This window comes from Ancylobacter mangrovi (assembly GCF_024752335.1).
GTDB lineage: Bacteria > Pseudomonadota > Alphaproteobacteria > Rhizobiales > Xanthobacteraceae > Ancylobacter > Ancylobacter mangrovi.
Genome location: NZ_JANTHY010000001.1, coordinates 69,071 through 95,067, shown reverse-complemented (window position 1 = coordinate 95,067; position 25,997 = coordinate 69,071). Strand labels below are relative to the sequence as shown.

The 25,997-nt window shown below is 69.6% G+C and carries 27 protein-coding genes; 17 read left to right on the top strand and 10 right to left on the bottom strand.

What is annotated here, in order from left to right:
• Positions 1–45 precede the first annotated feature (45 nt).
• Positions 46–888, top strand: coding sequence for a fumarylacetoacetate hydrolase family protein (locus tag NVS83_RS00410; protein ID WP_258737557.1), 843 nt, complete (start codon positions 46–48; stop codon positions 886–888).
• Positions 889–975: 87 nt separating this feature from the next.
• Here the strand turns inward: NVS83_RS00410 and NVS83_RS00405 are convergent, their stop codons facing one another.
• The 4 genes from NVS83_RS00405 to NVS83_RS00390 form a co-directional block, all read right to left on the bottom strand.
• Positions 976–1,770, bottom strand: a complete 795-nt coding sequence (locus NVS83_RS00405) for an HpcH/HpaI aldolase family protein (RefSeq protein WP_258737556.1) — start codon at positions 1,768–1,770, stop codon at positions 976–978.
• Complete coding sequence (locus NVS83_RS00400) at positions 1,763–2,995, bottom strand: alpha-hydroxy acid oxidase (RefSeq protein ID WP_258737555.1); 1,233 nt, start codon at positions 2,993–2,995, stop codon at positions 1,763–1,765. Before NVS83_RS00400 ends, NVS83_RS00405 begins: the two co-directional genes overlap by 8 nt.
• Positions 2,996–3,130: 135 nt before the next feature.
• The gene (locus NVS83_RS00395) at positions 3,131–4,264 is read right to left on the bottom strand and encodes a mandelate racemase/muconate lactonizing enzyme family protein (protein WP_258737554.1); all 1,134 of its coding nucleotides are present in this window, start codon (positions 4,262–4,264) and stop codon (positions 3,131–3,133) included.
• Between the two features lie 51 nt (positions 4,265–4,315).
• Positions 4,316–5,587: an alpha-hydroxy acid oxidase gene (locus NVS83_RS00390; protein ID WP_309486161.1), complete on the bottom strand. Its 1,272-nt coding sequence runs from the start codon at positions 5,585–5,587 to the stop codon at positions 4,316–4,318.
• 342 nt (positions 5,588–5,929) lie between these two features.
• Here NVS83_RS00390 and NVS83_RS00385 point away from each other — a divergent pair, with 342 nt between their 5' ends.
• The 7 genes from NVS83_RS00385 to NVS83_RS00355 all read left to right on the top strand — a co-directional run bounded on the left by NVS83_RS00385 (position 5,930) and on the right by NVS83_RS00355 (position 13,121).
• Positions 5,930–6,859 (top strand): 2-dehydro-3-deoxygalactonokinase, encoded by a 930-nt coding sequence (locus tag NVS83_RS00385; RefSeq protein ID WP_258737553.1) that lies wholly within the window; start codon positions 5,930–5,932, stop codon positions 6,857–6,859.
• 175 nt (positions 6,860–7,034) lie between these two features.
• Positions 7,035–8,102 (top strand): hydroxyacid dehydrogenase, encoded by a 1,068-nt coding sequence (locus NVS83_RS00380; RefSeq protein ID WP_258737552.1) that lies wholly within the window; start codon positions 7,035–7,037, stop codon positions 8,100–8,102.
• A 318-nt stretch (positions 8,103–8,420) separates the two neighbouring features.
• Positions 8,421–9,221 (top strand): transporter substrate-binding domain-containing protein, encoded by an 801-nt coding sequence (locus NVS83_RS00375; RefSeq protein WP_258737551.1) that lies wholly within the window; start codon positions 8,421–8,423, stop codon positions 9,219–9,221.
• Positions 9,222–9,306: 85 nt separating this feature from the next.
• A complete protein-coding gene (locus tag NVS83_RS00370) occupies positions 9,307–9,975 on the top strand; it encodes an amino acid ABC transporter permease (RefSeq protein ID WP_258737550.1) in 669 nt (222 codons plus the stop codon).
• Positions 9,976–9,979: 4 nt separating this feature from the next.
• Positions 9,980–10,663, top strand: a complete 684-nt coding sequence (locus tag NVS83_RS00365; protein ID WP_258731406.1) for an amino acid ABC transporter permease — start codon at positions 9,980–9,982, stop codon at positions 10,661–10,663.
• The gene (locus NVS83_RS00360) at positions 10,660–11,400 is read left to right on the top strand and encodes an amino acid ABC transporter ATP-binding protein (RefSeq protein ID WP_258737549.1); all 741 of its coding nucleotides are present in this window, start codon (positions 10,660–10,662) and stop codon (positions 11,398–11,400) included. The genes NVS83_RS00365 and NVS83_RS00360 overlap by 4 nt, the downstream gene beginning before the upstream one ends.
• Positions 11,401–11,837: 437 nt before the next feature.
• Positions 11,838–13,121: an MFS transporter gene (locus NVS83_RS00355; protein WP_258731408.1), complete on the top strand. Its 1,284-nt coding sequence runs from the start codon at positions 11,838–11,840 to the stop codon at positions 13,119–13,121.
• Positions 13,122–13,196: 75 nt separating this feature from the next.
• Here NVS83_RS00355 and NVS83_RS00350 read toward each other — a convergent pair whose 3' ends face one another.
• From NVS83_RS00350 to NVS83_RS00340, 3 genes are read right to left on the bottom strand one after another with little or no spacing between them, the layout of a single operon-like run.
• Positions 13,197–14,054, bottom strand: a complete 858-nt coding sequence (locus tag NVS83_RS00350) for an oxidoreductase (protein ID WP_258737548.1) — start codon at positions 14,052–14,054, stop codon at positions 13,197–13,199.
• Positions 14,055–14,088: 34 nt separating this feature from the next.
• On the bottom strand, positions 14,089–15,105 hold the full coding sequence (locus tag NVS83_RS00345; protein ID WP_258737547.1) for a hydroxyacid dehydrogenase: 1,017 nt from the start codon (positions 15,103–15,105) through the stop codon (positions 14,089–14,091).
• A gap of 4 nt (positions 15,106–15,109) precedes the next feature.
• Entirely contained in the window at positions 15,110–15,535 is a 426-nt protein-coding gene (locus tag NVS83_RS00340; RefSeq protein ID WP_258731412.1) for a nuclear transport factor 2 family protein, read from the bottom strand.
• A gap of 140 nt (positions 15,536–15,675) precedes the next feature.
• Between NVS83_RS00340 and NVS83_RS00335 the strand changes: the two genes are divergently transcribed.
• Together NVS83_RS00335 and NVS83_RS00330 are read left to right on the top strand one after the other, a co-directional pair.
• The gene (locus tag NVS83_RS00335; RefSeq protein ID WP_258737546.1) at positions 15,676–16,629 is read left to right on the top strand and encodes a D-2-hydroxyacid dehydrogenase; all 954 of its coding nucleotides are present in this window, start codon (positions 15,676–15,678) and stop codon (positions 16,627–16,629) included.
• 1 nt (position 16,630) lies between these two features.
• Positions 16,631–17,497, top strand: coding sequence for an amidohydrolase family protein (locus tag NVS83_RS00330; protein WP_258737545.1), 867 nt, complete (start codon positions 16,631–16,633; stop codon positions 17,495–17,497).
• Between the two features lie 30 nt (positions 17,498–17,527).
• Here the strand turns inward: NVS83_RS00330 and NVS83_RS00325 are convergent, their stop codons facing one another.
• Positions 17,528–18,439, bottom strand: a complete 912-nt coding sequence (locus NVS83_RS00325; RefSeq protein ID WP_258737544.1) for a LysR family transcriptional regulator — start codon at positions 18,437–18,439, stop codon at positions 17,528–17,530.
• A 235-nt stretch (positions 18,440–18,674) separates the two neighbouring features.
• Between NVS83_RS00325 and NVS83_RS00320 the strand changes: the two genes are divergently transcribed.
• From NVS83_RS00320 to NVS83_RS00310, 3 genes are all read left to right on the top strand, one after another.
• On the top strand, positions 18,675–19,442 hold the full coding sequence (locus NVS83_RS00320; RefSeq protein WP_258737543.1) for an alpha/beta fold hydrolase: 768 nt from the start codon (positions 18,675–18,677) through the stop codon (positions 19,440–19,442).
• A gap of 93 nt (positions 19,443–19,535) precedes the next feature.
• Positions 19,536–20,279 (top strand): HpcH/HpaI aldolase family protein, encoded by a 744-nt coding sequence (locus NVS83_RS00315; RefSeq protein ID WP_258737542.1) that lies wholly within the window; start codon positions 19,536–19,538, stop codon positions 20,277–20,279.
• Positions 20,280–20,293: 14 nt separating this feature from the next.
• Positions 20,294–21,049: a 2-keto-4-pentenoate hydratase gene (locus NVS83_RS00310; RefSeq protein ID WP_258737541.1), complete on the top strand. Its 756-nt coding sequence runs from the start codon at positions 20,294–20,296 to the stop codon at positions 21,047–21,049.
• Between the two features lie 14 nt (positions 21,050–21,063).
• Here the strand turns inward: NVS83_RS00310 and NVS83_RS00305 are convergent, their stop codons facing one another.
• Both NVS83_RS00305 and NVS83_RS00300 read right to left on the bottom strand, forming a co-directional pair.
• Positions 21,064–21,834, bottom strand: coding sequence for a TetR/AcrR family transcriptional regulator (locus tag NVS83_RS00305; protein ID WP_258737540.1), 771 nt, complete (start codon positions 21,832–21,834; stop codon positions 21,064–21,066).
• Between the two features lie 179 nt (positions 21,835–22,013).
• Complete coding sequence (locus tag NVS83_RS00300) at positions 22,014–22,874, bottom strand: amidohydrolase family protein (RefSeq protein WP_258737539.1); 861 nt, start codon at positions 22,872–22,874, stop codon at positions 22,014–22,016.
• Positions 22,875–23,003: 129 nt separating this feature from the next.
• On the opposite strand from NVS83_RS00300, the gene NVS83_RS00295 reads away from it, so the two are divergent.
• The 4 genes from NVS83_RS00295 to NVS83_RS00280 all read left to right on the top strand — a co-directional run bounded on the left by NVS83_RS00295 (position 23,004) and on the right by NVS83_RS00280 (position 25,829).
• A complete protein-coding gene (locus NVS83_RS00295) occupies positions 23,004–23,324 on the top strand; it encodes an NIPSNAP family protein (RefSeq protein WP_258737538.1) in 321 nt (106 codons plus the stop codon).
• 22 nt (positions 23,325–23,346) lie between these two features.
• Positions 23,347–23,994 carry a DUF4286 family protein gene (locus NVS83_RS00290; RefSeq protein WP_258737537.1) on the top strand — a complete coding sequence of 216 codons (648 nt, stop codon included), beginning with the start codon at positions 23,347–23,349 and terminating at the stop codon, positions 23,992–23,994.
• Between the two features lie 78 nt (positions 23,995–24,072).
• Positions 24,073–25,068: a 2-hydroxyacid dehydrogenase gene (locus NVS83_RS00285; protein ID WP_258737536.1), complete on the top strand. Its 996-nt coding sequence runs from the start codon at positions 24,073–24,075 to the stop codon at positions 25,066–25,068.
• A gap of 23 nt (positions 25,069–25,091) precedes the next feature.
• Positions 25,092–25,829 carry an SDR family oxidoreductase gene (locus tag NVS83_RS00280; RefSeq protein ID WP_258737535.1) on the top strand — a complete coding sequence of 246 codons (738 nt, stop codon included), beginning with the start codon at positions 25,092–25,094 and terminating at the stop codon, positions 25,827–25,829.
• Positions 25,830–25,997 lie beyond the last annotated feature (168 nt).

The following is a 25,997-nucleotide window of genomic DNA, read 5'->3' as shown; positions in this document are numbered from 1 at the left end:
ACGCCGCCGTCGCCACGCTTCCCTCCACTCGAAGAGACCATTGCGATGAAACTGCTCCGCTACGGCGCCCCCGGCGAGGAAATGCCCGGCCTTCTCGACGCGGAAGGACGCATACGCTCGCTCGTCGGGCAGGTGCCGGACATCGACGGGGCGACGCTGGCGCCGGCGGCGCTGGCGAAGCTCGCCGCCCTCGATCCCGCGTCGCTGCCGCTGGTGGAAGGTTCGCCTCGGCTCGGCCCCTGCGTCGGCCAGGTGGGCAAGCTGGTCTGCGTCGGCCTCAACTATTCCGACCACGCCGCCGAGACCGGGGCCGAGATCCCGGCCGAGCCGATCCTGTTCATGAAGGCGACCTCGGCGATCTGCGGGCCGAACGACGACGTGGAGATTCCGCGCGGCTCGACCAAGACCGACTGGGAGGTCGAGCTCGGCATCGTCATCGGCAGCACCGCGAAATACGTGTCGGAGGCCGAGGCGCTCGACCATGTGGCCGGCTACTGCGTCGTCAACGACGTGTCCGAGCGCGAATTCCAGATCGAGCGGCTCGGCCAGTGGACCAAGGGCAAGTCCTGCGACACCTTCGGGCCGATGGGGCCGTGGATGGTGACGAAGGACGAGATCGCCGACCCGCAGAAGCTCGGCATGTGGCTGGAGGTGAACGGGCGCAAGGTGCAGAACGGCTCGACCGCGACCATGATCTTCGGCGCGGCCTATCTCGTCTCCTACATCTCGCAGTTCATGAGCCTGCAGCCGGGCGACGTGATCTCCACGGGCACCCCGCCGGGCGTCGGCCTCGGCATGAAGCCGCCCTCCTACCTCAAGGCCGGCGATGTGGTCAGCCTCGGCATCGAGGGGCTCGGCGAGCAGCGCCAGCGCTTCGTCCAGGGCTGAGCGGACGGCCCGGGCATCGCGGCCCGCAACCCATGCGCCATGAGAAGGGGAGCGGACGTCCGCTCCCCTTTTTGCATAGTGGCCGCTTCAGGGCTTCAGCGCGCGCAGTTCCTGCGTGGTGCGCGAGGCCGCGGCCATGAGGAAGGCGGCGTCAGACTGCGTCGGGACGAACCGCGAGCCGTGGGAGATGTAGATCGCCTGGCGCTGCGGGTCGCCATCGCCGCCGACCCCGAAGAACTTGCCCTGCGCCTTGCACGCGCGCCCCACCCGCTCGACCGCCGCCATCGCCTCGGGATCGCCGAGCTGGCCGGGCTTGCCCATGCTGGTCAGAAGGTCGGTGAGGCCGATCAGGATCACGTCGACCCCCTCCACCGCGGCGATCGCCTCGGCATTGGCGACGCCCTCGACGGTCTCGATCATGCACACCACCAGCGTATTGCGGTTCATGATCGCGATCGCCTCGGCCTGCGGCAGCGGGCGATAGTCGAACAGCGCGTAGCCCGAGGTCGCCGAGCGGCGGCCGATAGGGGCGTAGCGCGCGGCATTCACGCCCGCCTGCGCGTCCTCGGCCGTGTTCACGTCGGGAAAGACGATGCCGGTGATGCCGCCGTCGAGCAGCACCGGAATGTCCGGGTCGCGGCAGCTGCGCACCCGCACCATCGCGGTGATGCCGCAGCCGAGCGCGATCTGCCCGATATGGGCGATCGTCTCCCGCGAATAGATCGCGTGCTGGGCGTCGATGAACAGGAAGTCCATGCCGCTCGAGTGGGCGATGCGGGCGACGTCGCCGGTGCGCGAGACGCGCACGATCATGCCGACCGCGAGCTCGCCCGCCTCGAGCCGCTGCCTGGTGGGATTTGCGATGTCGGCGATATCAGGCATGTCCGATCTTCCTGCTGGGCGCCGCCGCCTCGCGGGCCGCGGGCTCCTCTCCCATGATGCGGAACGGCGGCTCGCGCTGCATCAGGCAGTGCGGGCCGAGTTCGGCGAGGCTGGTGCGGCCCATCTGGCCGAGATTGACGTCGATCTCCTTGCGCAGGATCTCGATCGCCTTCTTGGCGCCGGGAAGGCCGAAGGCGGCGACGCCGTAGAGGGTCGGCCGGCCGATGAAGGCGAACTGCGCGCCGAGGCACATGGCGATCAGGATGTCCGAGCCGCGGCGGATGCCGCTGTCGACCATCAGCACCATCTTCTCGCCGACCGCCGCGCGGATGAGCGGCAGCATGTCGATCGGGGTCGGCGCCATGTCGAGCTGGCGCCCGCCATGGTTGGAGACGATGATGCCGTCAATGCCGAGGTCGGCGGCGCGCACCGCGTCCTGCGGGTGCAGCAGGCCCTTGATGACGAGGTTGCCCGGCCAGATCCTGCGGTAGTGCTCGACGTCGGCCCAGGTCTGTTCCGAGGCCGGGGTCTGGGTGCCGAAGAAGTCGGCCACCTGGTCCGGCGTCGCGCCCTCCTTCACGTAGGACTGCCAGGCCGGCATCATCGGCGTGCCGCCGCCCGCCTTCAGATAGTCCATCAGCCAGCCCGGCCGCGACAGGCCGTCGATCACGGTCGACATCTTGAACTTCAGCGGGCGGGTGAAGCCGTTGCGCAGGTTGCGCTCGCGCTTGGGGACGATTGGCACGTCGGCGGTGAGCACCAGCGTCTTGAAGCCGAGATCGGCGATCCGCCCGACCAGCCGCTGGCCGACCGCGCGCTCGCGGCTGCTGTAGAGCTGGTACCAGAGATTGTCCGGCGCGCGCGCCAGCCCGTCCTCGACCCGCGAATTGCTGGCGCAGGGAAAGGCGAAGACGATGTTCGCCTCGGCCGCCGCCTGCGCCAGCATCTCGTCGGCGCCGGGACGCCAGAGGCCGGAGATGCCGGTCGGGCAGATGCCGAGCGGGCTGTCATAGGTGACGCCGAACAGCGTCGTCTTCTGGCTGCGCTCGGAGATGTCGACGAAGTAGCGCGGCAGCAGCCGGTAGTTCTGGAAGGTCTGGCGGTTGCGGGCGAGGCAGGTCTCGGATTCGACGCCGCCATCGATGAAGTCGAAGGCGATCAGCGGCAGGCGCCGCCGCGCCGCGGCCCGCAAGTCGTCGATGGTGACGATCTTATCGATGTTCATGGAAGTCCCGGATTTGCGCTGGGCACCCTGCCCGACAGGCCCGCCGGCCAGGGAGCGGGGGCGGCGCGGGCGGATCGAACAAGATTATAATATTATAAATACGCCCACCCCTCCCGCTGTCAATCGACGACGCCCCTAGCTGGCGCGAAAGCGCACCAGCGCCTCGCGGTCGATCTCGATGCCAAGGCCCGGGCCTTCGGGCACGCGGACCCGACCGCGCTCGTGCTCGATCGGCTCGGTCAGGATCGCCTGCCGGATTGGGTGTTCGGTGCGGTCGAATTCAAGCAGCGGCTCCTGCGGCGCCAGCGAGCACGGGGTGAAGGACGGCAGCACGGCGAGGAGCTGCAGTCCGGCGGCGATGGCGATGCCGGTGCCCCACACATGCGGCGCGTAGCGTATGCCGTAGGCGCTCGCCATGTCGGCGATCTTCCTGCACTCGGAAATGCCGCCGGCGGCGCAGGTGTCGGGCTGGACGATATCAAGCGCGCGCTTCTCGAACAGCTCGCGGAAGCCGAAGCGGGTGAACTCGCATTCGCCGGTGGCGACCGGGATGCGCAGCGCCGCCTTGACCTGGAGATGGCCGGCGACGTCCTCCGGGGGCACCGGCTCCTCGAACCAGCCGATGTCGTATTCCTCGATGGCGCGGCCGAGCCGGATCGCGGCGACGGTGTCGTAGGCGTGGTTGGCGTCGATCATGAGGCCGACCTCCTCGCCGATCGCCGTGCGCACGGCGCGGGTGATCGCTGCGTCCTCCTCGACGCCGAAGCCGACCTTCAGCTTCACCGCGCCGAAGCCCTCGGCGACGTAGCCGGCGGCCTCCTCGGCGAGATATTCGGCCGGCTCGCCCTGCTCGCGGCGGTAGAGGCCGGTCGCATAGGCCGGCACCTCGCTGCGGACCGGGCCGCCGAGCAGGCGATGGACCGGCTGGCTCAGATATTTGCCTTTCAGGTCCCAAAGCGCGATGTCGATGCCGCTCAGCCCCTGGATGATCACGCCCTTCTGGCCGTGGTCGCGGAAGCGGGCATAGATCTCGTTCCAGAGATATTCGCTGCGCATCGGGTCCTGCCCGACGAGCAGCGGGCGCATCGCCGCCACCACCGCCGCGTTGATGCGCGCCGGGCCGTAGCATTCGCCCCAGCCGACCAGCCCCTCATCGGTGACGATCTCGACGATCATCGCCGTGCGCGTCGCGTACCAGGCGCGCGAATAGGCGAAGGGTTGCGACAGCGCCGCCTCGAGGACGTGCGCCCTCACATCAGTGATCTTCATTCGTTGTCCCCCGTTCGGGCGCATGGGACCGGCGGAGCACCGCCGGCGATGTCAGCGCGCACCCGAGTTCCGCACCAGGAAGGATGGATCGAGCTCGGCGGGCGAGGTGCAGCCGATCAGCGCCATGTCGCGGTCGATCTCTTCCGCCAGCAGGGTGATCGCGTGCCGCACGCCCGCCTCGTCGCCGACCGAGGCGGCGAAGAAGAAGGGCCGGCCGAGAAAGACGAAGGAAGCGCCGAGCGCGAGCGCCTTGAGCACGTCGGTGCCGCGACGGATGCCGCTGTCCAGCATGACGGTTGTTGACCCGCCGACCGCGGCGACGATGTCCGGCAGCGCGCGCAGCGAGGCGAGGCTGCCGTCGAGCTGGCGCCCGCCATGGTTGGAGACGATGATGCCGTCGGCGCCGATGTCGCGGGCCTTGCGGGCGTCCTCGGGTGAGAGGATGCCCTTGAGGATGAAGTTGCCCTGCCACTGGTCGCGGATCCAGGCCATGTCGTCCCAGGTCAGCGAGTCGCGGCGCCCGAAGCTGCGCTGCGCGGTTGGCGAGATCAGCGGCGGGCCGCGCTCGCCGCCGGAGATGTTCTCGAAGCGCGGCATGCCGTTGCGCCATAGCGTGCGGGCCAGCGTGTGGGTGAGCCAGCGCGGATGGGTGATCCCGTCCCAGGCGAGGCGCGCGGTCGGGCGCAGCGGGATCGAGAAGCCGTTGCGCACATTGTTCTCACGGTTGCCGTTCACCGCCACGTCGACGGTGACGACCAGCGTCCGGTAGCCGGCGCGCCGCACTCGCTCGATCAGCGGCCCGACCGTGGTGCGGTCGCCCGGTATGTAAGCCTGGAACCACGCGTCGGGATTGGCGGCGATGACCTTCTCCATCGCCATCAGCGAGGCGCCGCTGAGCAGGCAGGGAATGCCCGCCTCATAGGCACCGCCGGCGAGCACGCGCTCGCACTCGAAGGCGCCGAGCGCGGTCGAGCCCATCGGCGCGATGCCGAACGGCGCGCTCCAGCGATGGCCGAACAGGTCCACCGCCTGGCCGCGCCGGGTGGTGTCGACCAGTACCCGCGGGATGAAGCTCCAGTCGTCAAAGGCGGCGCGGTTCGCGTCGCGCGTGCCGTTGCTCTCGACGCCACCGGAGACGAAACCGTAGATGCAGCGCGGCAGCACGCGGCGCGCCTCGACCTCGAAATCGTCCAGCGAGAGGACGCGCGAGAGACGGCGCGGCGTGTTGGCGTCGCTCGAGCCCGCCCAGCGGAAATCGGATGCCGTAAAGGACGTCTTGGGGGAGTTGGTCCCCGCCCCGGATTGTTGCTCGGCCGCAGCCACGCTCGTTCCTTCCCAACGCCCTCGCACGCCCGCCCATCGCCGGAGGCCGCAGCGGGAAACCCCGCCCGGCACGCCCGCCGCCCGACAGCAGAACGCCGTTTCTTGTTCTCGATGGCAGCGGAAGACCGCGAGACGCGGGGCTTCACACGCTGCTGATTAAAAAATATAATAGTATTTATTGACATCTTGTCAATCCCCCGCCTCAATGCGCCAGGGCCGGCCCGGCGCATATGGCGGGGACAGCCGGCCACCGTTTCCGACGCAAAAGACCTGGGTCAGACCCCGAGTCCGAACAGGGCTCGAGGCCGGCCGGGCCCGAGCTGGGAGTGCCTTGACTTGCGGATGTTCTGCGCCGCCGTCGACTGGGGAACGTCGAGCTTCCGGCTGTGGCTGCTGGACCGGGCGGGCATGGTCGTGGCCGAGCGGCGCAGCGACGAGGGCATGCAGCACTGCCACCGCGTCGGCTTCGCTCCCGTGCTCGAAGCCCATCTGGCGGCAGCCGGCGCCCCGGCCGGGCTGCCGGTAATGATCTGCGGCATGGCCGGCGCCCGGCAGGGCTGGCAGGAGGCGGGCTATCTCGACCTGCCCGCCCGGCTCGACACGCTGCCCGAGCAGGCCATTCGGATTGCCGCTGCTGCGCGCGAGGTGTTCATCCTGCCCGGCCTCGCCCAGCGCCGCGCCGAGGCACCGGACGTGATCCGCGGCGAGGAAACGCAGCTTCTCGGCGCCCTCGACGCGAGCGACGACACGCGCCTGTTCTGCCTTCCCGGCACGCATTCCAAATGGGTCGCGGTGGAGCACGGCGCGGTGACGCGCTTCGCCACCTTCATGACCGGCGAACTGTTCGCCCTGCTCTCGCGTCACTCCATCCTCGCCCATGCGATGCCGCAGGAAATGGAGGTGCGCGAGGACGCGCCGCGCTTCCTCGAAGGGGTCGAGGACGGGGCGAGCGCGCCGGAGGCGGCAACGCGGCGGATGTTCGGCCTCAGGGCCTCGCAACTGCTCGGGTTCAGCGACCGGGCCGACGGCGCCGCCTATCTCTCGGGCCTGCTGATCGGCGTGGAGATCGCCGGCGCGCGGGCCTTCGGTGACGGTGAGAAGGCGCTCACGCTGCTCGCCAGCGGGCCGCTGGCACGTCTCTACGAACGGGCGCTGACGGTGCACGGCTACACCGTCGCGACGCGCGACGCGGGCGAGGCGACGCGGCGCGGTCTCCATCAGGCGGCGCTCCGGCGCTGGCCGCACTGCGCGCCGACGGAGGCCGCCTCGTGATGCATCCGAGATCCCCCGCTCCTCGCCGGCGGCCGCTTGACGGCAGCGGTCAGACGCTTAATTATAGAACTATATATAACGCTCCGATCGCCATCGGCAGCCGCCCGCCCCTCGCCGCGAGGACGGACCGGGCCCTCCGCCACACGTCCAGAACACGCATCCGGGTACGCATCTCATGAACGGATCGACCGCACCGATCAATCGCAAACGGCTTGTCTTCTTCGAGCGCTTCTTCCATCCCGTCGCCGAGCAGATTCTGGGCGACCAGGAAGACATCGAGCTCATCAAGCTGCGCTATGGCGACGACGAGGACGAAAACTGGCGCGAGCTCTCGCGCAGCTGCGCCTATCAGATCGGCGCGCGCACCGAGCTGGTCGAGCCCTGGTTCGCCGACGGCGCGCTGATCGCGCGGGCGCCGCGGCTCCTCGCCATCTGCTCGATCGGCGCCGGCTACGATGTGATCGACGTCGACGCCTGCACCGCGGCCGGCGTCGCCGTGTGCAGCCAGTCGGGCACCAATTGCGAGCCGGTGGCCGAGCACGCCATCGGCATGATGCTCAACCTGTCGAAGAAGATCGGCATCTCCAACCGCGCGCTGCTGCGCGGGGGCGCCGCCGACCGCATGGACCTGCGCGGCAACGACATCGTGGGCAAGACCGTCGGCATCGTCGGCATCGGCGCCATCGGCTCGCGCACCGCCCAGTTCTGTCGCGCCTTCGATATGACGGTGCTGGCCTACGACCCCTACCTGACCCGCGAGCAGATCGCCGCGCGCGGTGCGGAAAAGGTCGAACTCGGTGAATTGCTGGCGCGCGCCGACTTCGTCACCGCGCACTGTCCGCGCACCGAGGAGACGCTCGGCATGTTCGACGAGGCGGCCTTCGCGCAGATGAAGCCGACCGCCTATTTCCTCAACACGGCGCGCGGGCGCATCCATGACGAGGGCGCGCTGCTCGACGCGCTGCGGCGCGGGGTGATCGCCGGCGCCGGCATCGACGTGTTCGACCACGAGCCGCCGCCGCCCGACCACCCGCTGCTGCAGCTCGACAACGTCATCGCCACCCCGCACATCGCCGGCATGACGGCCGAGACCTTCTACAACATGTCGGTCAAGACCGCCGAGCAATGGATCGAGCTGCTGCACGGCAAGGTGCCGCCGCGTCTGGTCAACCCCGAGGTCTGGCCGCGCTACAGCGCGCGCTTCGAAGAAATCGTGGGCTTCCGTCCGCAGCCGCTGGGCTGACCGGGGCGCCCGCCGGCACGACATCCATGCCGCCACCAGGAAGGGGCAGATATTATCTATAGACCTATCATCAATCATTGACTCCGGGTGCGAGCTGACGTTTCGTCACCTGCGTCGCCGACACGGTGAATCCGGCCGCGACGAGGAACGAAAACGAGCCGCCACGAGGCGTCAGGCAGGCCGCGCCCGGGACGTCGGGCCGCGGATCGCCCGGGCTTCGGCCTTCGTCGGCGCTCATCCGGGAGAGAAGACGCTTTCACCAGAACGGCCCGCCAGAACCAGAACCAAGGGCCGGGGGAACCTAAGGAGGAAACCGTAATGTTCCGCACGAAACTGTTCGCGGCAGCCCTGGCGCTGCTGCTGCCGGTGGTCGCCGGCTCCGGTGCCAAGGCCGGCGAGGTGCTCGATCGCGTCGTATCGAGCGGCAAGCTGCGCGTGGCGGTGATGGGCAGCCTTCCGCCCTATACCAACATGCGCCCCGACGGGCAGATGGAAGGCTACGACATCGACCTGGCGAAGAAGTTCGCGGCGGCGCTGAAGGTGACGCCCGAATTCATCGTCGTCGACAGCGCCGGGCGCGTCGCCGCGCTGCAGACCGGCAAGGCGGACGTCACCATTTCCGGCTTTGCCCGCAATGTGCAGCGCTCGCTCACCATCGCCTTTTCCGACCCGTACCTCATCGTGCCCGGCCGGATCCTGGTGAAGACCGACAGCCCGCTGAAGTCGGTCGAGGACGTCAACGATCCCAAGGTGAAGCTGTCGCTGAACCGCGGCGGCAATTCCGAGCCGATCATCGCCGCCAAGTTCCCGGACGCGCAGCGCATGCGCTTCAACACCAATGCGGACGGGCTGAACGCGCTGATGTCCGACCAGGTCGACGCGATGGCGCAGGACGCCTTCTACCACGCCGAGCAGATCGCCAAGCATCCCGGCCAGCTTCGCATGCTGGACGGGACCTATTCGCGCCAGGAAGACTCGATCGGCGCGCCGGCGGGCGATGCCGACTGGCTGCGGGTGATCAACCTCTGGCTCGAGCAGCTCAACGCCACTGGCGAGAACAAGGAGCTGTTCAAGAAGTGGTTCGGCTTCGATCCGCCCAAGATCACCGCCGACTACTGACCGCCTGGCGGGCGCGCGGGCCTGAGGTCCGCCGCCCGCCGCTCTCCTGCGACCGCTGTCTGCGGCGATCACAGATCGGCATTCCATGAATTCCTTCTCGTTCAGCCTGCGCGCCATCGTGCCTTATCTGGGCGAGCTGCAGACGGCGGTGCTCGTCACGCTCGCCATGTCGCTCGCCACCATCGGGCTCAGCCTCGCCATCGGCCTCGTCTTCGCGGTGCTGCGCCAGAGCCGCTCGGCGCCGCTGCGCTGGTTCGCCACCGCCTATGTCGAGTTCTTCCGCAACACGCCGCTGCTGGTGATTCTGTACTTCGCCTATTTCATGATGCCGGTGATCGGGCTGCGCATGTCGCCGTTCCAGTCCGGCCTCGTCGGCATGACGCTGCACTTCGGCGCCTACATGACCGAGATCCTGCGCGCCGGCCTGATCGCGGTGCCGCACGGGCAGTACGAGGCGGGCCATTCGCAGGGCATGACCAATTTCCAGATCCTGCGCCACATCGTGCTGCCGCAGGTGATCCGCACGATCTACGCGCCGCTCGGCAACCAGCTCATCACCATCATCCTCGGCTCGTCGCTGACCTCGGCGATCGCGGTGAACGACATCGCCGCCTGGATGCAGACGACGGGCTCCGACACCTTCCGCTATTTCGAGACCTTCCTGATCGCGGCCGTCGTCTATGCCGTGCTCTGCCAGGTCATCAACCTGACGCGCATCTACATCGGACGTGCGCTCTTCCCGGACAATCGGTGATCGCATGCACGAGACCTACGGCCTTCTCGAATACATGCCCTCGGTATTCAGGGCGCTCGGGCTCACCATCTGGCTGAGCTGGCTCTCGCTCATCATCGGTGCGGTCGGCGGGCTGGTGCTGGCGCTCATGCGCACCTCGGGGTGGCGGGTGCTGAGCGTGCCCGCTTTGCTCTATGTCGAGATCTTCCGCTCGATCCCGATCCTGATCATCCTGTTCTTCTTCTTCTACGGCGCCCCGCTGGTGCTCGGCATCAACGTCTCCGCCTTCGCGGCGGCCACCGCGGCGCTCTCCGCCCATGCGAGCGCGCTGATGACGGAAGTGATCCGGGCCGGCATCGAGAGCGTGGGCCGCGGCCAGTGGGAGGCGGCGCAGTCGAGCGGCATGACCTACGGCCAGGTGATGCGCCACGTGGTCGGCCCGCAGTCGATGCAGGTGATCCTGCCGCCCTCGGTCAACATCTACATCATGATCCTCAAGGAATCCTCGATCGCCTCGATCATCGGCTATGTCGAGCTGACCGCGACCGGGCTGCTGATCCGCGAGGCCCATGGCGGCGGGTTCGCGATCCTCGGGATCATCGCCATCCTTTACTTCATCGTCTGCTACGCGATCTCGCTCGCGGGCGGCGCCCTCGAACGCCGCATGAAAATCGCCGGAAGCGGCCTGCACATGGACGGGACACGATGACCCAGGCGCCAGTTCTCAAGATCGACACCCTCATCAAGAAGTTCGGCTCGCGGACCATCATCGACGGCATCTCGATGGACGTGACGCCCGGCGAGATCGTCTGCCTCGTCGGCCCGAGCGGCACCGGCAAGTCGACGCTGCTGCGCTGCGTCAACGGGCTGGAGGACATCCAGGGCGGGCGCATCGTGTTCGAGGACGAGCCGGTGCGCGCCCACAGCAAGAAGATCATCGACGTGCGCAAGCGCGTCGGCATGATCTTCCAGCAGTTCAACCTCTACCCGCACCTGACGGCGCGCCAGAACATCGTGCTGGCGCAGGTCGTGGTGCACGGCGTCGACCGCAGGAGCGCCACCGAGCGCGCCGACGAACTGCTCGCGCGGGTGCGGCTGGCGCACCGGGCCGACGCCTATCCCGCCCGCCTGTCGGGTGGCGAGCAGCAGCGCGTCGCCATCGCCCGCGCGCTCGCCACCAACCCGCACATGCTGATGTTCGACGAGCCGACCTCGGCGCTCGATCCCGAGACCGTCGGCGAGGTGCTGGCGGTGATGCGCGAGATCGCCGAGGAGGGACGCACCATGCTGGTGGTGACGCACGAGATGCGCTTCGCCGCCGAGGTGGGCACCCGCATGGTGTTCATGGACCAGGGCAAGATCGTCGAGGAGGGCGTGCCGCGCGAATTGCTGGCGCAGCCCAGGACGGAGCGCGCGCAGCGCTTCCTGCAATCCATCCGTCACTGAAGGCGGCGCCGGGCCGTTTCCCGACTCCGGCCATCCGGCGCCTGCCGCCGCAGCGGTTCACGAGGCCGCTGCGGCTTTTTTTTGCCTTCACCGAAGTGCCGACCGCGCGAAGAGAGGCTCGCGCGCCCTCGCCCCGCCTTTAACCTACCGTAACGTAAGGACAATTCGCACCGCCGCCGCGAGCCGGCGTCTTGACAGCTCCGCGCAACGGATGATGATAATTCTATAAATATCTCGCCGTCATGGCGGGTGACAATAAAGGGAGGATCCTCATGCCGGCCTATCCCGCCCCGCATCGCCCGATCGCGTTTCGAAGCGGCAGCGGCTAGCCCGCCCGCGGCTTCCGGCCCTTCGACCGTCCTTCACCCAACCGGCTGATTTGTCCAGGTGATGCCGCCGAGGGGCGCCGCATCGCCCAACCGAGGCTGTGCCGCGCGATGCGAAACAACAGGCGCTTCATCATCCACATCCTGCTCTTCCTGTTCCTGTGCTGCTACTCGCTCGACCGCGTCACCATGGCGGTGGCCGGCAGCACGGTGGCGAAGGAGATGGGGCTCAGCCCGGTGGCGCTGGGCTATCTGTTCTCGTCCTATCTCTGGCTCTACGCGGTCGTGCTGCTGCCGGCCGGCGCACTGACCGACCGGCTCGGCGCGCGCCGCGCCAGCGCGCTGGCGGCGACCTTCTGGTCGATCTGCCAGGCGCTCGGCGGCTTCGCGACCTCGGCCTTCACCCTGCTGCTCACCCGGCTCGGGCTCGGCCTGTTCGAATCGGCGGCCAACCCTTGCGCCCACAGCGCGATCCGCGAATGGACGCCGCGCAGCGAGCGCGGCTTCGCCACCGCCATCTGGTACGCCGGGACCACGGCCGGGCCGGCGCTCGGCTCGCCGATGGTGGCGTGGCTGATCGCCACCTATGGCTGGCGCTGGGCGTTCATCGCCACCGGCGCGCTGGGCCTCGTCTGGGTCGCCGTCTGGGCGCTGTTCTACCGCTCGCCGGAAGAGGCAAGCTGGATCACCGAGGAGGAGCGCGCCAAGGTGCTGAGCGAGCGCGACGTCGCCTCGGCCGACGACGATGCCCGCTCCATCGGCTATCGCGGCCTGCTGCTGACCACGCCCACCATGTGGGGGCTGGCGCTGACGCAGGGCTGCATCAACTACACCGCCTATTTCTTCCTCGCCTGGCTGCCGGGCTTCCTGCAGGCCTCCTACGGCCTGTCGGTGATCGAGACCGGCGCCTATACGGCGGTGCCGTTCGGGCTCAGCGCGGTGCTCGGCATCGGCCTCAGCGCCGTCGCCGACCGCATGCTCAGCGAGCGCGCGCTGCGCGAGGGCAAGCGCCGCTACGCGGTGGCGATCGGCGCGCTGATGTCGGCGTTCATCCTGCTCACGCCCTATGTCGGCTCGATCGGCCTCGCCATGGTGGTGCTCACCGTCTCGCTGACCTTCAACACCTTCGCCCAGTCGATGAACTTCGCGCTCACCAATGACCGGCTGCGCACGTCCGGCGATGTCGGGCGCGCCTATGCGTTCTTCACGCTGGGCGGCATCAGCTTCGGCATCGCCGGGCCGATCGTCACCGGCTACCTCGTCGGCATGACCGGCAACTTCAAGGTGGCGCTGCTGCTGTGCGGGGTGCTGTCCTTCCTCGGTGCCGCGCTGGTGGTGCTGATGACCCGCCGCCCGATGGGCGAGGAGGTCGCCGGCGTCGCCCAGCCGGCGTGACCGGCTCGCAAGCCTTCGGACAAAAGAAAGGGCCGGCGCGAGCCGGCCCTTTTGCGTCGGGAGACGGAGGGCGCGTCAGCGCGCGGGGGCGCGGGCTTCTGGATAGTCCGCCTCGAGCGTCACCTTCTCCCAGGTGTCGAAGTCGCGGCGCATGGAATCGAGCTTGGCCCGCACGTCGTTGAGCGCCTTGGCGCCGAGCACCAGCCGGTGCGGCGTCTGCGCCGCCGTCAGCGCGGTGATGATCGCCTCCGCCGCCCGCACCGGGTCGCCCGGCCGGTTGGTGCTGGTGAGAAGCTGGTCGATCCGCGTCGCCACCGAGCCGGCATAGGCCGGCAGGGTGCTCGCGGTCGATGCGAGCGAGCGGGTGAACTCGGTCTCGAACGGGCCCGGCTCGACCAGCAGCACCTTGATGCCGAATTGCTCGACCTCCTTGGCGAGCGCGTCGGACAGGCCCTCCACGGCGAATTTCGAGGCGGCGTAGTAGCCGGTGCCGGCATTGCCGGAGAGGCCCGCCAGCGAGGACAGGTTGACGATCGCCCCGCCGCCCTGCGCGCGCAGGATCGGCAGCACCTTGCGGGTGACGGCGGCGAGGCCGAACAGGTTGGTGTCGAACATGGTGCGGATGGCGGCCTCGTCGCCCTCCTCGACGCTGGCGGCGTAGCCGTAGCCGGCATTGTTCACCAGCACGTCGATCCGCCCGAAGCGCTTCATCGTCGCGGCGACGGACGCCTCGATCTGCTCCGGTCGGGTCACGTCGAGCGCGAGCGCGAGCGCGCGGTCCTCGTGGCCGGCCACGAGATCGGCGATGGCGGCCGGGTTGCGCGCGGTGGCGACCACCCGCCAGCCGCGCGCGAGCACGCGCTTGACGAGCTCGCGTCCGAAACCCTTGGAGCAGCCGGTTATGAACCAGACCGGCGCGGTGTTCTCTGTCATGCGGTTCTCCATCGTGCGGGCGGCCGCGCGGCCGCTATTGGGAACGGGCGGCCGGGCGCCGCCCATAGGCCTCCGGGTTGTGCACGTTGGCCGGCCGGCGGCCGGCTAGCTCGTCGATGATGGCCTGCGCCGCCGCCCGGCCGACGCGTAGCAGCGCCTCTCCGGTCTGCCCCGCCACATGGGGCGAGAGCACGACGTTCGGCATCCGCCGCAGCGGCGAATCCACCGCCAGCGGCTCCTCGGCGAAGGTGTCGAGCGCCGCCCCGCCGAGCCGCCCGGCCTCGAGCGCGGCGATCAGCGCCGGCTCGTCCACCAGCTCGCCGCGCGCCGTGTTGACCAGCACCGCGGCGGGCTTCATCGCCGCCAGCGCGCGGGCGTCAATCAAGGCTCGGGTCTCGTCGGTCAGGCGCGTGTGGAGGGTCACGATGTCGGCGCCGGCCAGCACCTCCTCGCGCCCGGCGAGCCGCACGCCCTCGGGCATGATGGCCGGCGGATGGGGATCGCAGGCGAGGATCTTCATGCCGAAGCCGAGCCCCTGGCGGGCCACCCGCCCGCCAATGGCGCCGAGCCCGAAGATGCCGAGCGTGCGGCCCTCGAGTTCGCCGCCGACCTGCGGCGTGCGCTGCCAGAGCCCGGCCCGCATGCCGGCATCCGCCTGCGGCACCTTGCGCATCAGCGCGAGCAGCAGGGCGAAGGTGTATTCGGCGACCGCCGCCGCGTTGCTCGCGCCGGTATTGGTGACGACGACCCCGTGCTCGGTCGCCGCCGCGAGGTCCACCGCGTCGACCCCGACCCCGTGGCGCGACACGATGCGCAGGTGCGGCGCCGCCTCGATGACCCGCCGCGTCACCGTGCCGAGCCGGGCGAGAATGGCGCTGGCTCCGGCCGCGGCCTCGGCGAGGCGCTCCTCGGAGGGGTACGAATCGAGGATCAGCACCTCGAAACGCTCACGCAGCAGCGCCACCGCCTCGGCATGGATGCTGGGGTCGGTGAGCACCACCAGCGGGCGGGCGGGCGCGCCGCCGGTGGAGCCGGCCGGATGGGCGGCCACGGCCTCAGATGCCTTCCAGCTCGTAGTCGTGATCCATCACGACCAGCCGGTGCTCGAAGCGCCACTCGCCATCGTCCTTGCGCAGCTTCACCTCGTAGCGCCCCGGGCCGAGCAGCTTGCTGGCGCCGTTGCGGACCTGGAACACCAGCAGGTAGCACTTGGCGAAGGCATGGTTGCCCTCGACGTCGATCAGCATGTTCGAGAGCACGTGGCGCAGCTCGGTGCCGCGGCTGCGGAACTGGGCGAAGCGGGTGGCGAAGGCGCGGATCTGGTCGGCGCCGGTATATTTGCCGACCGCCGGGCTCTCCAGCGCCCCGTCGGGCGTGAAGCAGGACACCAGCGTGTCCACGTCGCCGCCGTCGATTGCCCACATGTAGCGCGCGAAAAGGTCGGCGATCGCGAAACGATCTTCCGCGGAAGGCTTGGCCATCGGGATTTCCTCTTTCTTGCCGGAACTGCAGGCGGCGTCTCCGCACCGCCTTGCGTTCTTTATTGTTCTATAAACAACGATTGACACGCCCGGTCAATCCGGCTTCGATGCCGCCGACCCGTCGACAGGTGCCGAGCCGCATGCCCCCCGAGCGTTTGAAAATCGTCGTCTTCCATCCCCGCGCCGAAGCCTACAAATCCCTGCTGACCCGCGCCGCGGTGGATGCCGAAATCGTGGTGGCGAAGGACGAAGCCGCGCTCGCCGGTGCGATCGAGGGGGCGCAGATCCTGCTCACCCTCACCTGCCCGCCGGCGGTGATCGAGCATGGCGGCGCGCTGCGCTGGATCCAGGTGGCGAGCGCGGGCATCGACCCGCTGCTGGCGCGCCGCGAGGCGCTGCGCGACATCGCCGTCACCAATGCGCGCGGCATCCACGCCGACCATATCGGCGACTACACCATGGCGGCGATGCTGATGCTGCTGTGGGATATGCCCGGCCTGCTGCGCCACCAGGCGGAGCGGGTCTGGCACCGCGAGCCCAAGCCCGCGCTGGCCGGCCGCACGCTCGGCGTCGCCGGGCTCGGCGCGCTCGGCCAGGGCATCGTGAGGCGCGCGCGGGCAGCCGGCATGGAGGTGGTCGGCCTCAGCCGCGGCGGCGCGCCGGTCGAGGGCGTCTCGCAGGTCTATCGCCGCGACGAGCTCGAGGAGATGCTGCCGCGCTGCGACTTCCTCGCCCTGGTGGTGCCGGGGACGCCGGAGACCGAGCGCATGATCGACGCCCACGCGCTCGGCCTGATGAAACCCGGCGCCTTCCTCGTCAATCTCGCCCGCGGCTCGGTAGTGGACGAGGCCGCGCTCGTCGCCGCGCTCGAGGACGGCCGGCTCGCCGGCGCGGCGCTCGACGTGTTCGCGACCGAGCCGCTGCCGGCGGCGAGCCCGCTCTGGGCCATGCCGAACGTCATCATCACCCCGCACGTCGCCGGCATGAGCGACGACTATGACGAACGGGTGCTGCAGATCTTCCTGGACAACCTCGCCCGCTTCCGGCGCGGCGAGGCGCTCCGCAACCGTGTCGACCTTTCGCGAGGATATTGAGATGCCTGCGACCCGCATCGAGGGACTGACCGACTGCCACATGCATGTCTTCGGCCCGATCGACCGCTATCCCGGCGCGCCGGATCGCACCTACACGCCCGAGCGGATGGGTCTCGCCGAATACGCGCCGGTCGCCGCCCGGCTCGGGGTCGACCGGATCGTCATCGTGCAGCCCAGCGCCTACGGCACCGACAACCGGGCGACGCTCGACGGGCTCGCCACGCTCGGCGACAAAGGGCGCGCCGTGGTGGTGATCGACGACAGCTTCGACGATGCGACGCTCGACGCCTATGAGCGGCAGGGCGTGCGCGGCATCCGGCTCAACCTCATGACGCCGCGTATCACCGATGCAGCTGCTGCCGAGGCGACCCTGCTGGCGGCGGGCCAGCGGATCGCCCGGCTCGGCTGGCATATCCAGATCTATGCCGATCTCGAGCTGGTGGCGCTGCTGGCACCGGCGGCGCGCAAGTCGGCGGTGCCGGTGGTGTTCGACCATATGGGCGGGTCGAAGGCCGCCGCCGGGCCGGACGTGCCGGGCTTCGGCGTGCTGCTCGACCTGCTCAAGGAGGGCAAGTGCTGGGTGAAGCTCTCCGGCGCGGACATCGTGACGTGGGAGACCACCGACTTTTCCCGCGCCACGCCGTTCGCCCGGGCGCTGATCGCCGCCAATCCGCACCAGTTGGTCTGGGGCTCGGACTGGCCGCATCTCGTGCACCACAATAGCGGGCGCGGCGACGCGGCGCCGCCCGCCGGCTACCGGCCGGTGAACGAGGAAAAGCTCATCGAGGCCCTCGCCGGCTGGGCCGGGGACGAGGCGACGCTGCGGGCGATCCTGGTCGACAACCCGGCCCGGCTCTACCGCTTCTGAGGCCCGGCGCCCTCTGGCTCGGCCACCACGTCAGAGGATCGGCGAGCGGAACAGCCGGTGCTCGACGATCAGTTCCTGCGTCACGTCGACCACCGACTGCAGGCTCGGCCCGAAATCGGCCACCTGGTAGCAGAGCGAGACGCGGTGCGCGTCGACGGGGATCGTCACCGGCACCCGTACCGCCGCGCCGCGCTCCAGCTCGGCCGCCACGACCCGGATCGGCAGCAGGCCGATGGCGAGGCTCGCCAACACCATGCGGATGGTAACCGAGAGGCTGTTGCAGGTGCTCACCCGCGAGGGCACCGCCCCGCCGGCGGCGAACCAGTTCATCATGGTGGCGTAGAGCCGGGCGCTCTCCGGGCTGCCGATGAGGTGGCGGGTCGCGAGTTGCACGGGCGTCAGCGGCGCCTGCGGCAGCCGCACCTCCGGCCCCGCGACCCAGCCAAGCTCGATCTGCCCGACCGGGAGCTGATGGATATGGCTGCCCACATCGGGCTGCGTCACCACGCCGAGATCGAGCTGGTGGTTGTTGAGCAGCGTGCTGATCATGCCGGCATCGCCGACGGTGACCGAGATCGTGAGCTGGGAATGGCGCTCCTCGAGCCGGCTCACGAGGTCCGGCAGGCAGATCAGCGCGAAGGTCTCGGTGACGCCGATGCGCAGCACGCCCAGCAGCGGATCACGGCTGCGGAAGCGCGTCACCATGTCGTCGGCAGCGCCGAGCGTGCGGGTAGCGTATTCGACCAGCGCCTGTCCGTCGGCCGTCATCATCACCCGCGGCCCGTTGCGGGTGAACAGCGCGACGCCAAGCTCGGCCTCCAGCTCGCGGATGCGCTGGGAGATGCTCGGCTGGGTAACGCCGAGGTGCCGCGCGGCGGCGTGGAAGCTGCCCAGCCGCACGATCTGCTCGAATGCTCTCAACTGCGCCAGCGTCACGGCCATGATAATTTCTACCTATCATAATGGCCAACAATAATCGATTTTTCTGTCGCATGGAGCGCTGCTACGGTGACCGCAATCAACCGTCGGAACACACGGCGGACGTGCGGGAGGAAACGGCAGCGGCAGCCGCGGCGGGCGCCTTGGGCGACGCGCGGCGCGCGCCGATGGCCGGCCATTTCCCGATCCTGCCCGTCCTGACCGACGAAACGGCGACCCGCGCCTCTGGAGCGTGCCCATGCCCATATTTCCGGTCGAACGGGGCGAAATCTATTACGAGGTCACCGGCAGGGGACATCCGCTGCTGCTGTTCGCGCCCGGCTTCCTCGGCTCGCGCATCGCCGGCTGGCGGGCCGGCGGGGGGCAGGCGAACGCGCCCTTGCGCAATCCGGTACCGGCGCTGGCCCGCTCGTTCCGCGTCATCACGCTCGACGTGCGCAATGCCGGCCGCTCCTGGGCCGAGATCGGCCCGGACTATGACTGGCCGCTCTACACCGCCGATCATGTCGCGCTGCTGGACGAGGTCGGCGCCGAGCGCTGCCACGTGCTGGGAAGCTGCTTCGGCGCCTCGTTCGCGCTGGCGCTGGCCCATGCGGCGCCCGAGCGCGTCTCCGCTCTCGTGCTGCACAACCCGGTCGGGCTGTCGGGCGACAACCGGGAGCTGATCGAGGCGAAAATCGCGAACTGGACCGCCTCGCTCGCCGGCCGGCCGGACGTCTCGCCCTCCGCGCTCCGGGCGGTCGGGCCGCGCATGTTCGGGCGCGACTTCGTGTTCAGCATCACCCGCCATGCCGCCGGGCGCATCACCGCGCCGACCCTCCTCATGCCGGGCGACGACCGGCTGCACCCGCCCCTCGTCTCGGCCGCGCTGGCGCGGCTGACGCGGGCCGAACTTTTCCCCCGCTGGCAGGACCGGAGCGCCGGGACCGATGTCCTCGAGCGCGTGTCGGGCTTCCTGCACCAGCACACGCCGGGGCGAACCCGGCTGGCCCGCGGCCGCCCCTAGGCGATCCGCAGACACGGCGAGACATCCCCCTTTCACGGACCGCCCGTGCGCGGCCCGCCCCCGTTCCATTCCCCTTGAAGACAGGACCTATCCATGACCGGACGTGACAGGAGCTGGAGCTCCAATGCGGTGAAGTCGGCCGCGGCCTCGGGCGCGACCATTCGCGGCGTGCACTTCACCTTCCCCGCACCGACGGCGATCGAGGTCCTGGCGCCGCTGGAGCTCGATTTCGTCTATCTCGATGGCGAGCACGGCTCGTTCGAGACCCGCGACCTCGACGTGTCCTGCCTCGCCGCCGAGCGCTACGGCATGGTGCCGATCGCCCGCGTGCCGGACCGCACCTCCGGCACCATCATCCGCTTCCTCGACCGCGGCGTGCGCGGGATCGTGCTGCCGCATGTCTGCTCGGTGGACGACGCGAAGGACGCGCTGGACGCCATCTATTATCGCCCGCTCGGCAACCGTTCCTTCGGCGGCGGCCGGCCGCATTTCCTCTCGATCGAAGACCTGCCGGCGCATCTGGCGATGTGCAACGCGGCGGTCTCGGTCGGCGTCATGATCGAGACCGCGAGCGGGCTCGAGGCGGCGGCCGACATCGCCCGGCTGGAGGGCGTCGACTATCTCAGCTTCGGCATGAACGACCTCGCGCAGGATCTCGGCCATCCGGGCGAGCCGAACCACCCGGAGGTGCAGCGCCGGTTCAAGGCCTGCGCCGAGCGCATCCGCGCCGCCGGCAAGCCGGTGCGCGAGGACTTCATGAAGTTCGCCTGGATCAATCAGGTCATCCTCGCCGGCGCGCGCCAGTTCATCGAGACGCCCACCGGGCAGGCCTACTGAGCGGGAGCCAAACCATGGACGAGTCCGGCATCGAACGGGCCGCGCAGCTTCTGAACGCCGCGCGAAGCAGCCGCCGGCTGCTCGCCGCCCTCCCCGAGGAGGCGCGCCCGCAGAGCTTCGCCGACGCTGCGGCGGTGCAGGAGCGCGTGCTCGCACTCTCGGGCGAGAAGGTCGCCGGCTACAAGCTGGCCGGCACCGATCCGGCGAGCGTCATGTGGGGGGCGGTGCTCGCCTCGCGCGTCTTCGCCAGCCCGGCGACGATCGAGGCCGACCTCGTGCCGCTGCTCGGCGTCGAACTGGAAATCGCCTTCCGTCTCGACCGGGAGGTCGCCGCCGACGATCTCGACTGGGACGCCGCGCGCTTCGATTCGATGGTCACGGCGCTGCCGCTCATCGAGATCGTCGACACCCGCTTTGCCAGCTACAGGAGCACGCCGCTGCTGCACCGCGCCGCCGACTTCATGTCGAACGGCGCGGTCGTCACCGGCCCTGCCCTGCCCGACTGGCGCTCGGTCGATCTCGAGCGGCTGCCGGTGCGGCTGTCCCTGAGCGGGCGCGTGGTGGCGGAAGGCATAGGCGGACATGGCGACGGCGACCCGCGGCGCACCGCGCTCGCCTTCCTCGCCGCCCCGGCGCAGGGTCGCCGCCTGCCGGCGGGAACGTTCCTCACCACCGGCACCTATACCGGCCTGCAGTTCGCCGAGCGCGGCGACCGGGTGGAGGCCGATGCGGGGCCGTTCGGGCGGCTCGAGGTCGCGTTCTCGCGCTGAGGCTCGCCGCGCCTTCAGGAGCGGTTCGAGGTCTTCGACGCGTGGGCCGGCACCTTGGCCGCGCCCTTGCGCGGCGCGGCGGCGCCCTTCGCAGCCCCGGTGACCGCCCGAGACTTGGCACCGGATTTGGCCCCGGATTTGGCCGTCGCCTTCCCCGCGCTGCCGGCGCGCGGCTTCGCGGCCTCGAGCGTCTTCAGGCTGGCGGCGGCGCCGTCGAGATAGAAGTCGATCTTGCGGGCGATCAGCGCATCGAGATCGCCTTCCACAGTGAGGTCGTGCAGCCAGCGCCGGAAGGCGACGTGGTAGATGCAGGCGTGCAGCGACTGCACCAGCTCCATCTCGTCCTCGCTCGGCGGGCCCTCGGGCGCCTCGACATATTCCGTGCGCAGCGCGGCGATGATCCTCGTGAAGATCCGGTCGGTCAGGATCGTGTAGTAGCGGGCGTTCAGCGCGCTGTTGGTCAGGCCGCTGAACAGGAACAGTCGCACGTGGTCATAGGTGAGCACGGTGCGGGTGAACTGCTGGTAGAACTGGGTCAGGCGCTCGCGCACCGGCCGCGTCTCGTCTTCCAGCAGCGCCTCCAGCGCCGGGCTCCAGTTCTGCGGGAACAGCCGGTCGTAGATGCGCACCAGCAGCGCTTCCTTGGTCGGGAAGTACTTGTAGAGCAGCGGCTGGGTGATGCCGATCCGGCGCGCCAGTTCGATGGTGCCGGCGCTCAGCCCGAACTCGGCGAAGTAACGCGTGGCCTGGTCGAGGATCAGCTCCTCGCGCTCGGAGGCGAGCATGCGGCGCCGCTGGCGGACCTCCCGCGGCGCCGTCGTGGACGGGGCCGCGGCGGCCGCGGGCTGCTGACGTTGTCTCGACTTCAGGTCCACGCTCGCAATCTCACTCCCCGGGGCTGGAAGGGCTGGTCGCTAAGCGCTAGCAGCCCCTCATCGGAAAGGGAAGCAGCCTACCGCCGACCTCAGGCGAAGCGGTAGAGCCGGGCCGGATTGTCGACCAGGATGCGCTTGCGCGTGTCGACGTCCGGCACCCATTCTCCGAGCAGGTCGAGCAGTTCGCCATCGTCGGGCATCCGGCCCTTGATGGCGGTGTGCGGCCAGTCGGTTCCCCACACGCAGCGCTCCGGCACCCGCTCGACGAAACGGCGCGCGAGCGGCGTGACGTCGCCATAGGGATAGCCGGCCTGCGAGTTGCGGTAGCCGCACAGCTTCACCCAGTGCCGGCCGGTGTCGAGCAGCCGCAGGATTTGGCCGAGAATCGGGTCGTCGTCGGGGACGTCGGCCTTCAGCCCGCCCATATGGTCGAACACGACCGACACGGGCAGCGTCTCGATCACCGGCAGCACCTTCGGCCAGGTGTCGAGCGGCACGTACATCTCGATGTGCCAGCCGACCTCGGCGACCTTGCGCGCGACACCGGGCAGGTTGTCGAGCGAGGGGCCGCCGCCGGCCGTGGTGATGAAGCGCGTGGCCCGGATGCCGGCATCGTCCAGCGCCCGGAGCTCGGCGGCATCCACGTTCTGGCCCACCATGGCGACGCCGCGCGCCCGCCCGACGCCGAGCTCGCCCACCGCGTCCGCGGTGCGCCGGTTATCGGCGCCGTAGACGCTCGGCTGCACCACCACCATGCGCTCGATGCCGAGCGCGCCGAGCATGGCGAGATAGGCCTGCGGCGAGGCGTCCGGCGGGGTGAAGCTGCGGTTCTCCACATAGGGGTAGCGCTCGACCGGCCCGAGGATGTGGGAATGGCAGTCGCAGGCGAGAGGCGGCACCGCGAAGCTGGGCGGGCGCGTGGTCTCGCGGGGTCCTTGGCACGGCTCCATGACTGTTCCTCCCGTTGGCCCAGGCTCTTGTGACTTCTTATTGAGTGATCTATGAATAAGCTGACGTCAAGATGCAACGGGTGGCGCGGGAGGAAAACGGCTGACGACAGCCGCCGCGCGGGAGGTCGTATGATCGTCGATATGCGTATCTACACGGTGAAGCCGGGTAAGGTGGAAGACTTCGTCGCCTTCTACCGGGAATTCGGCTGGCCCATACAGCAGAAATATTTGGGCCGTTGCCTGGGATGGTTCACGGGAATCGACGGACAACCGAATCAGGTCGTGCATCTGTGGGGCTATGACAGCTTCGCCGACCGCGAGGCGCGACGGCGCGAGATGTTCGCCGACGCGGCCTGGCAGGATTATCTGCGCCGCATGGGCGCCGGCGAATGGCTGCTGCATACGGAGAACCGCTTTCTCGCGCCGACCGACTTCTCGCCGATGCAGTGAAGGCTGCGAGGGAACGCCACAGATGAACGCCACGGCACGGCAGACCGGCCTGATGCTCGCCACCATGGAACCCGCCGCCAGCTTCGAGGAGGAGTTCCAGCAATGGTACGACACCGAACACTTTCCCGAGCGGCGCGACACGCCCGGCTTCCTCACCGCGACACGCATGGTCTGCCTGTCCGGCTGGCCGCGCTACATCGCGCTCTACGACCTCGAATCGCTCGAAGTGCTGGACGGGCCGGACTACGCGAAGATCGCCGGCCGCAACTACACCCGCTGGACTCACCGGATCGTGGGAAAGGTCTGGGGCCAGTACCGCGCCGGCGCCCGCCAGATCTATCCCGGCGGCGCCCTGCTGGGGCAGGCCGGCTCGTTCTCGCGGCTGGCGCTGTGGCGGTTCTGCCAGGTGCCGGAGGGAATGGCCGAGACCGTCACCGACGGGCTGCGCGCCATCTATGAGGGCCAGCCGGAGACGGCGCAGATCCGCGTGTTCGAGGCGCACCAGCACGACGGCACCGACGTGATCGCGCTGATCGAGCTCCACGCGCCGTGGGAGCCGCCGCCCGGCGCAGTGGCGGCGCTGAAGGAGGCGCGGCGCCACCTCGACTGCGTCAACGTCTACACGCCCTATGAGCGGCGCCGGGAAAGCTCCTTTCCCCGGCCGGCCTGACCGGCCCGAACCGCCGGCCCGCGCGATCGCCCGCGCGGAAGCCGGCGGCACGCATGCGCAGATCCAGGAGACCAAACCGTGACGAGCCTCTTCCCCGACATCTGCGTCCTCGTGCCGAGCGGCGTCCTGCATTCCCATGCCGTCGAGCGCATCGGCGAGCAGTTCCGGCTGGTGCGGACCGAGCGGCCCGACACCGCACTGCTGGCGCCGGAGGTGGTGCGCAGCATTCGCGGCGTGGCGGCGGCGATGACGCCGCTCGACGCGGCCTTCATCGATTCGCTGCCGAACCTCGAGATCATCTCCTATTTCGGCATGGGCTACGAGGCGGTGGACGCCCGGCACGCGGCGACGCGCGGCATCGTCGTGACCAACACGCCGGAGGTGATGAACGAGGAGGTGGCCGACGTCGCGGTCGGCCTGCTGCTGAGCTGCGTGCGCGAGTTCGGGCCGGCCGAGGCCTGGCTGCGCTCGGGCCGCTGGGAGCGCGAAGGCAACTACCCGCTGAGCGCGGCGACGCTGCGCGGGCGCTCGATCGGCATTTTCGGCATGGGCCGGATCGGCACCGCCATCGCGCGCCGGCTGGCGGCGTTCGACGTGCCGATCGCCTACCACAACCGCTCGCCCAACCCGGCCGTGCCCTACGCCTACCATCCGAGCCTGATGGAGCTGGCGAAGGCGGTCGACACGCTGGTCTGCGTGGCGCCGGGCGGGCCGGCGACGGAGAAGGCCATCAATGCCGGCGTACTGGAGGCGCTGGGGCCGGACGGCGTGGTGGTCAATGTCGGGCGCGGCAGCACCATCGACGAGGAAGCGCTGGCGGCGGCCCTGCACAAGGGCGTCATCCGCGGCGCCGCGCTCGACGTGTTCGCCGACGAACCGCATGTGCCCAGCGCGTTGCTCGACGCACCGAACACCGTGCTGCTGCCGCACATCGCCTCGGCCTCGCAGCGCACGCGCCGCGCCGTCGCCGATCTGTGCGTCGACAACCTCGTCTCCTGGTTCGGCCGCGGCGTGCCGCTGACCCCGGTGCCGGAGGCCGCGCATCTGCCGGCGCGCGGCGACCGGGTGGGTTGATCGGGGCGAGGGAGCGGAACGCGATGACCGGGCGCCTGGAAGGAAAGGTCGCGGTGGTAACAGCGGCAGGCCAGGGCATCGGCCGCGCCACCGCGCTCGCCTTCGCCCGAGAAGGCGCGCACGTGCTGGCGAGCGATCTCGACGCCGGAAAGCTCGCCGGCCTCGACGGGCCCTCGATCGCCACCGCACAGCTCGACGTCACCGACGCCGCGGCGATCGCCGCCTATGCGCAGGCGGCCGGGCCCGCCGACATCCTGTTCAACTGCGCCGGCATCGTGCATGCCGGCAGCCTGCTCGACGCCAGCGACGACGATTTCGACCGCGCGGTCGACATCAATGTGCGCTCCCAGTTCCGCATGATCCGCGCCTTCCTGCCGGGCATGATCGCCCGCGGCGGCGGGTCGATCATCAACATGTCGTCGGTGTCGGGCGTGCCCGCCGGGGTGCCGAACCGCTTCGTCTACGCGACCACCAAGGCGGCGGTGATCGGCCTCACCCGCTCGGTCGCCATCGACTATGTGAAGGCGGGGATACGCTGCAACGCCATCGCGCCCGGCACGGTGCAGTCGCCCTCGCTGGAGGAGCGGATCCGCGCGCAGGGCGACTACGAGCAGGCGCGCGCCGCCTTCGTCGCCCGCCAGCCCATGGGCCGGCTCGGCACGCCCGAGGAGATCGCCGAGCTCGCGGTCTATCTCGGCAGCGACCTGTCGGCCTACACGACCGGGCATGTTCACGTGATCGATGGCGGGCTGAGCCTCTAGCCACCTCACTACGCTTGCATTTTCACCAGCGACGGGGCCTCGCCGAGCCCTTGCTCTTGAGATTCAGGGTACTGGCTCGGGCGGCCTCCGACCGGGCAGGCCGGCCACCCTTCCCGGCGGCGCGCCCTCACGCTGACCCAGCGGAAATCAGTGGCCAAGAATCTTTTC

Coding starts and splice junctions, on each gene's coding strand:
- NVS83_RS00310 (WP_258737541.1), top strand. CDS start 20,294: ATGGACGAGTCCGGCATCGAACGGGCCGCGCAGCTTCTGAACGCCGCG.
- NVS83_RS00405 (WP_258737556.1), bottom strand. CDS start 1,770: ATGCCTGATATCGCCGACATCGCAAATCCCACCAGGCAGCGGCTCGAG.
- NVS83_RS00340 (WP_258731412.1), bottom strand. CDS start 15,535: ATGGCCAAGCCTTCCGCGGAAGATCGTTTCGCGATCGCCGACCTTTTC.
- NVS83_RS00305 (WP_258737540.1), bottom strand. CDS start 21,834: ATGCTCGCCTCCGAGCGCGAGGAGCTGATCCTCGACCAGGCCACGCGT.
- NVS83_RS00375 (WP_258737551.1), top strand. CDS start 8,421: ATGTTCCGCACGAAACTGTTCGCGGCAGCCCTGGCGCTGCTGCTGCCG.
- NVS83_RS00295 (WP_258737538.1), top strand. CDS start 23,004: ATGATCGTCGATATGCGTATCTACACGGTGAAGCCGGGTAAGGTGGAA.
- NVS83_RS00290 (WP_258737537.1), top strand. CDS start 23,347: ATGAACGCCACGGCACGGCAGACCGGCCTGATGCTCGCCACCATGGAA.
- NVS83_RS00410 (WP_258737557.1), top strand. CDS start 46: ATGAAACTGCTCCGCTACGGCGCCCCCGGCGAGGAAATGCCCGGCCTT.
- NVS83_RS00385 (WP_258737553.1), top strand. CDS start 5,930: ATGTTCTGCGCCGCCGTCGACTGGGGAACGTCGAGCTTCCGGCTGTGG.
- NVS83_RS00320 (WP_258737543.1), top strand. CDS start 18,675: ATGCCCATATTTCCGGTCGAACGGGGCGAAATCTATTACGAGGTCACC.
- NVS83_RS00280 (WP_258737535.1), top strand. CDS start 25,092: ATGACCGGGCGCCTGGAAGGAAAGGTCGCGGTGGTAACAGCGGCAGGC.
- NVS83_RS00360 (WP_258737549.1), top strand. CDS start 10,660: ATGACCCAGGCGCCAGTTCTCAAGATCGACACCCTCATCAAGAAGTTC.
- NVS83_RS00350 (WP_258737548.1), bottom strand. CDS start 14,054: ATGACAGAGAACACCGCGCCGGTCTGGTTCATAACCGGCTGCTCCAAG.
- NVS83_RS00315 (WP_258737542.1), top strand. CDS start 19,536: ATGACCGGACGTGACAGGAGCTGGAGCTCCAATGCGGTGAAGTCGGCC.
- NVS83_RS00300 (WP_258737539.1), bottom strand. CDS start 22,874: ATGGAGCCGTGCCAAGGACCCCGCGAGACCACGCGCCCGCCCAGCTTC.
- NVS83_RS00400 (WP_258737555.1), bottom strand. CDS start 2,995: ATGAACATCGATAAGATCGTCACCATCGACGACTTGCGGGCCGCGGCG.
- NVS83_RS00395 (WP_258737554.1), bottom strand. CDS start 4,264: ATGAAGATCACTGATGTGAGGGCGCACGTCCTCGAGGCGGCGCTGTCG.
- NVS83_RS00325 (WP_258737544.1), bottom strand. CDS start 18,439: ATGGCCGTGACGCTGGCGCAGTTGAGAGCATTCGAGCAGATCGTGCGG.
- NVS83_RS00380 (WP_258737552.1), top strand. CDS start 7,035: ATGAACGGATCGACCGCACCGATCAATCGCAAACGGCTTGTCTTCTTC.
- NVS83_RS00355 (WP_258731408.1), top strand. CDS start 11,838: ATGCGAAACAACAGGCGCTTCATCATCCACATCCTGCTCTTCCTGTTC.
- NVS83_RS00365 (WP_258731406.1), top strand. CDS start 9,980: ATGCACGAGACCTACGGCCTTCTCGAATACATGCCCTCGGTATTCAGG.
- NVS83_RS00330 (WP_258737545.1), top strand. CDS start 16,631: ATGCCTGCGACCCGCATCGAGGGACTGACCGACTGCCACATGCATGTC.
- NVS83_RS00335 (WP_258737546.1), top strand. CDS start 15,676: ATGCCCCCCGAGCGTTTGAAAATCGTCGTCTTCCATCCCCGCGCCGAA.
- NVS83_RS00370 (WP_258737550.1), top strand. CDS start 9,307: ATGAATTCCTTCTCGTTCAGCCTGCGCGCCATCGTGCCTTATCTGGGC.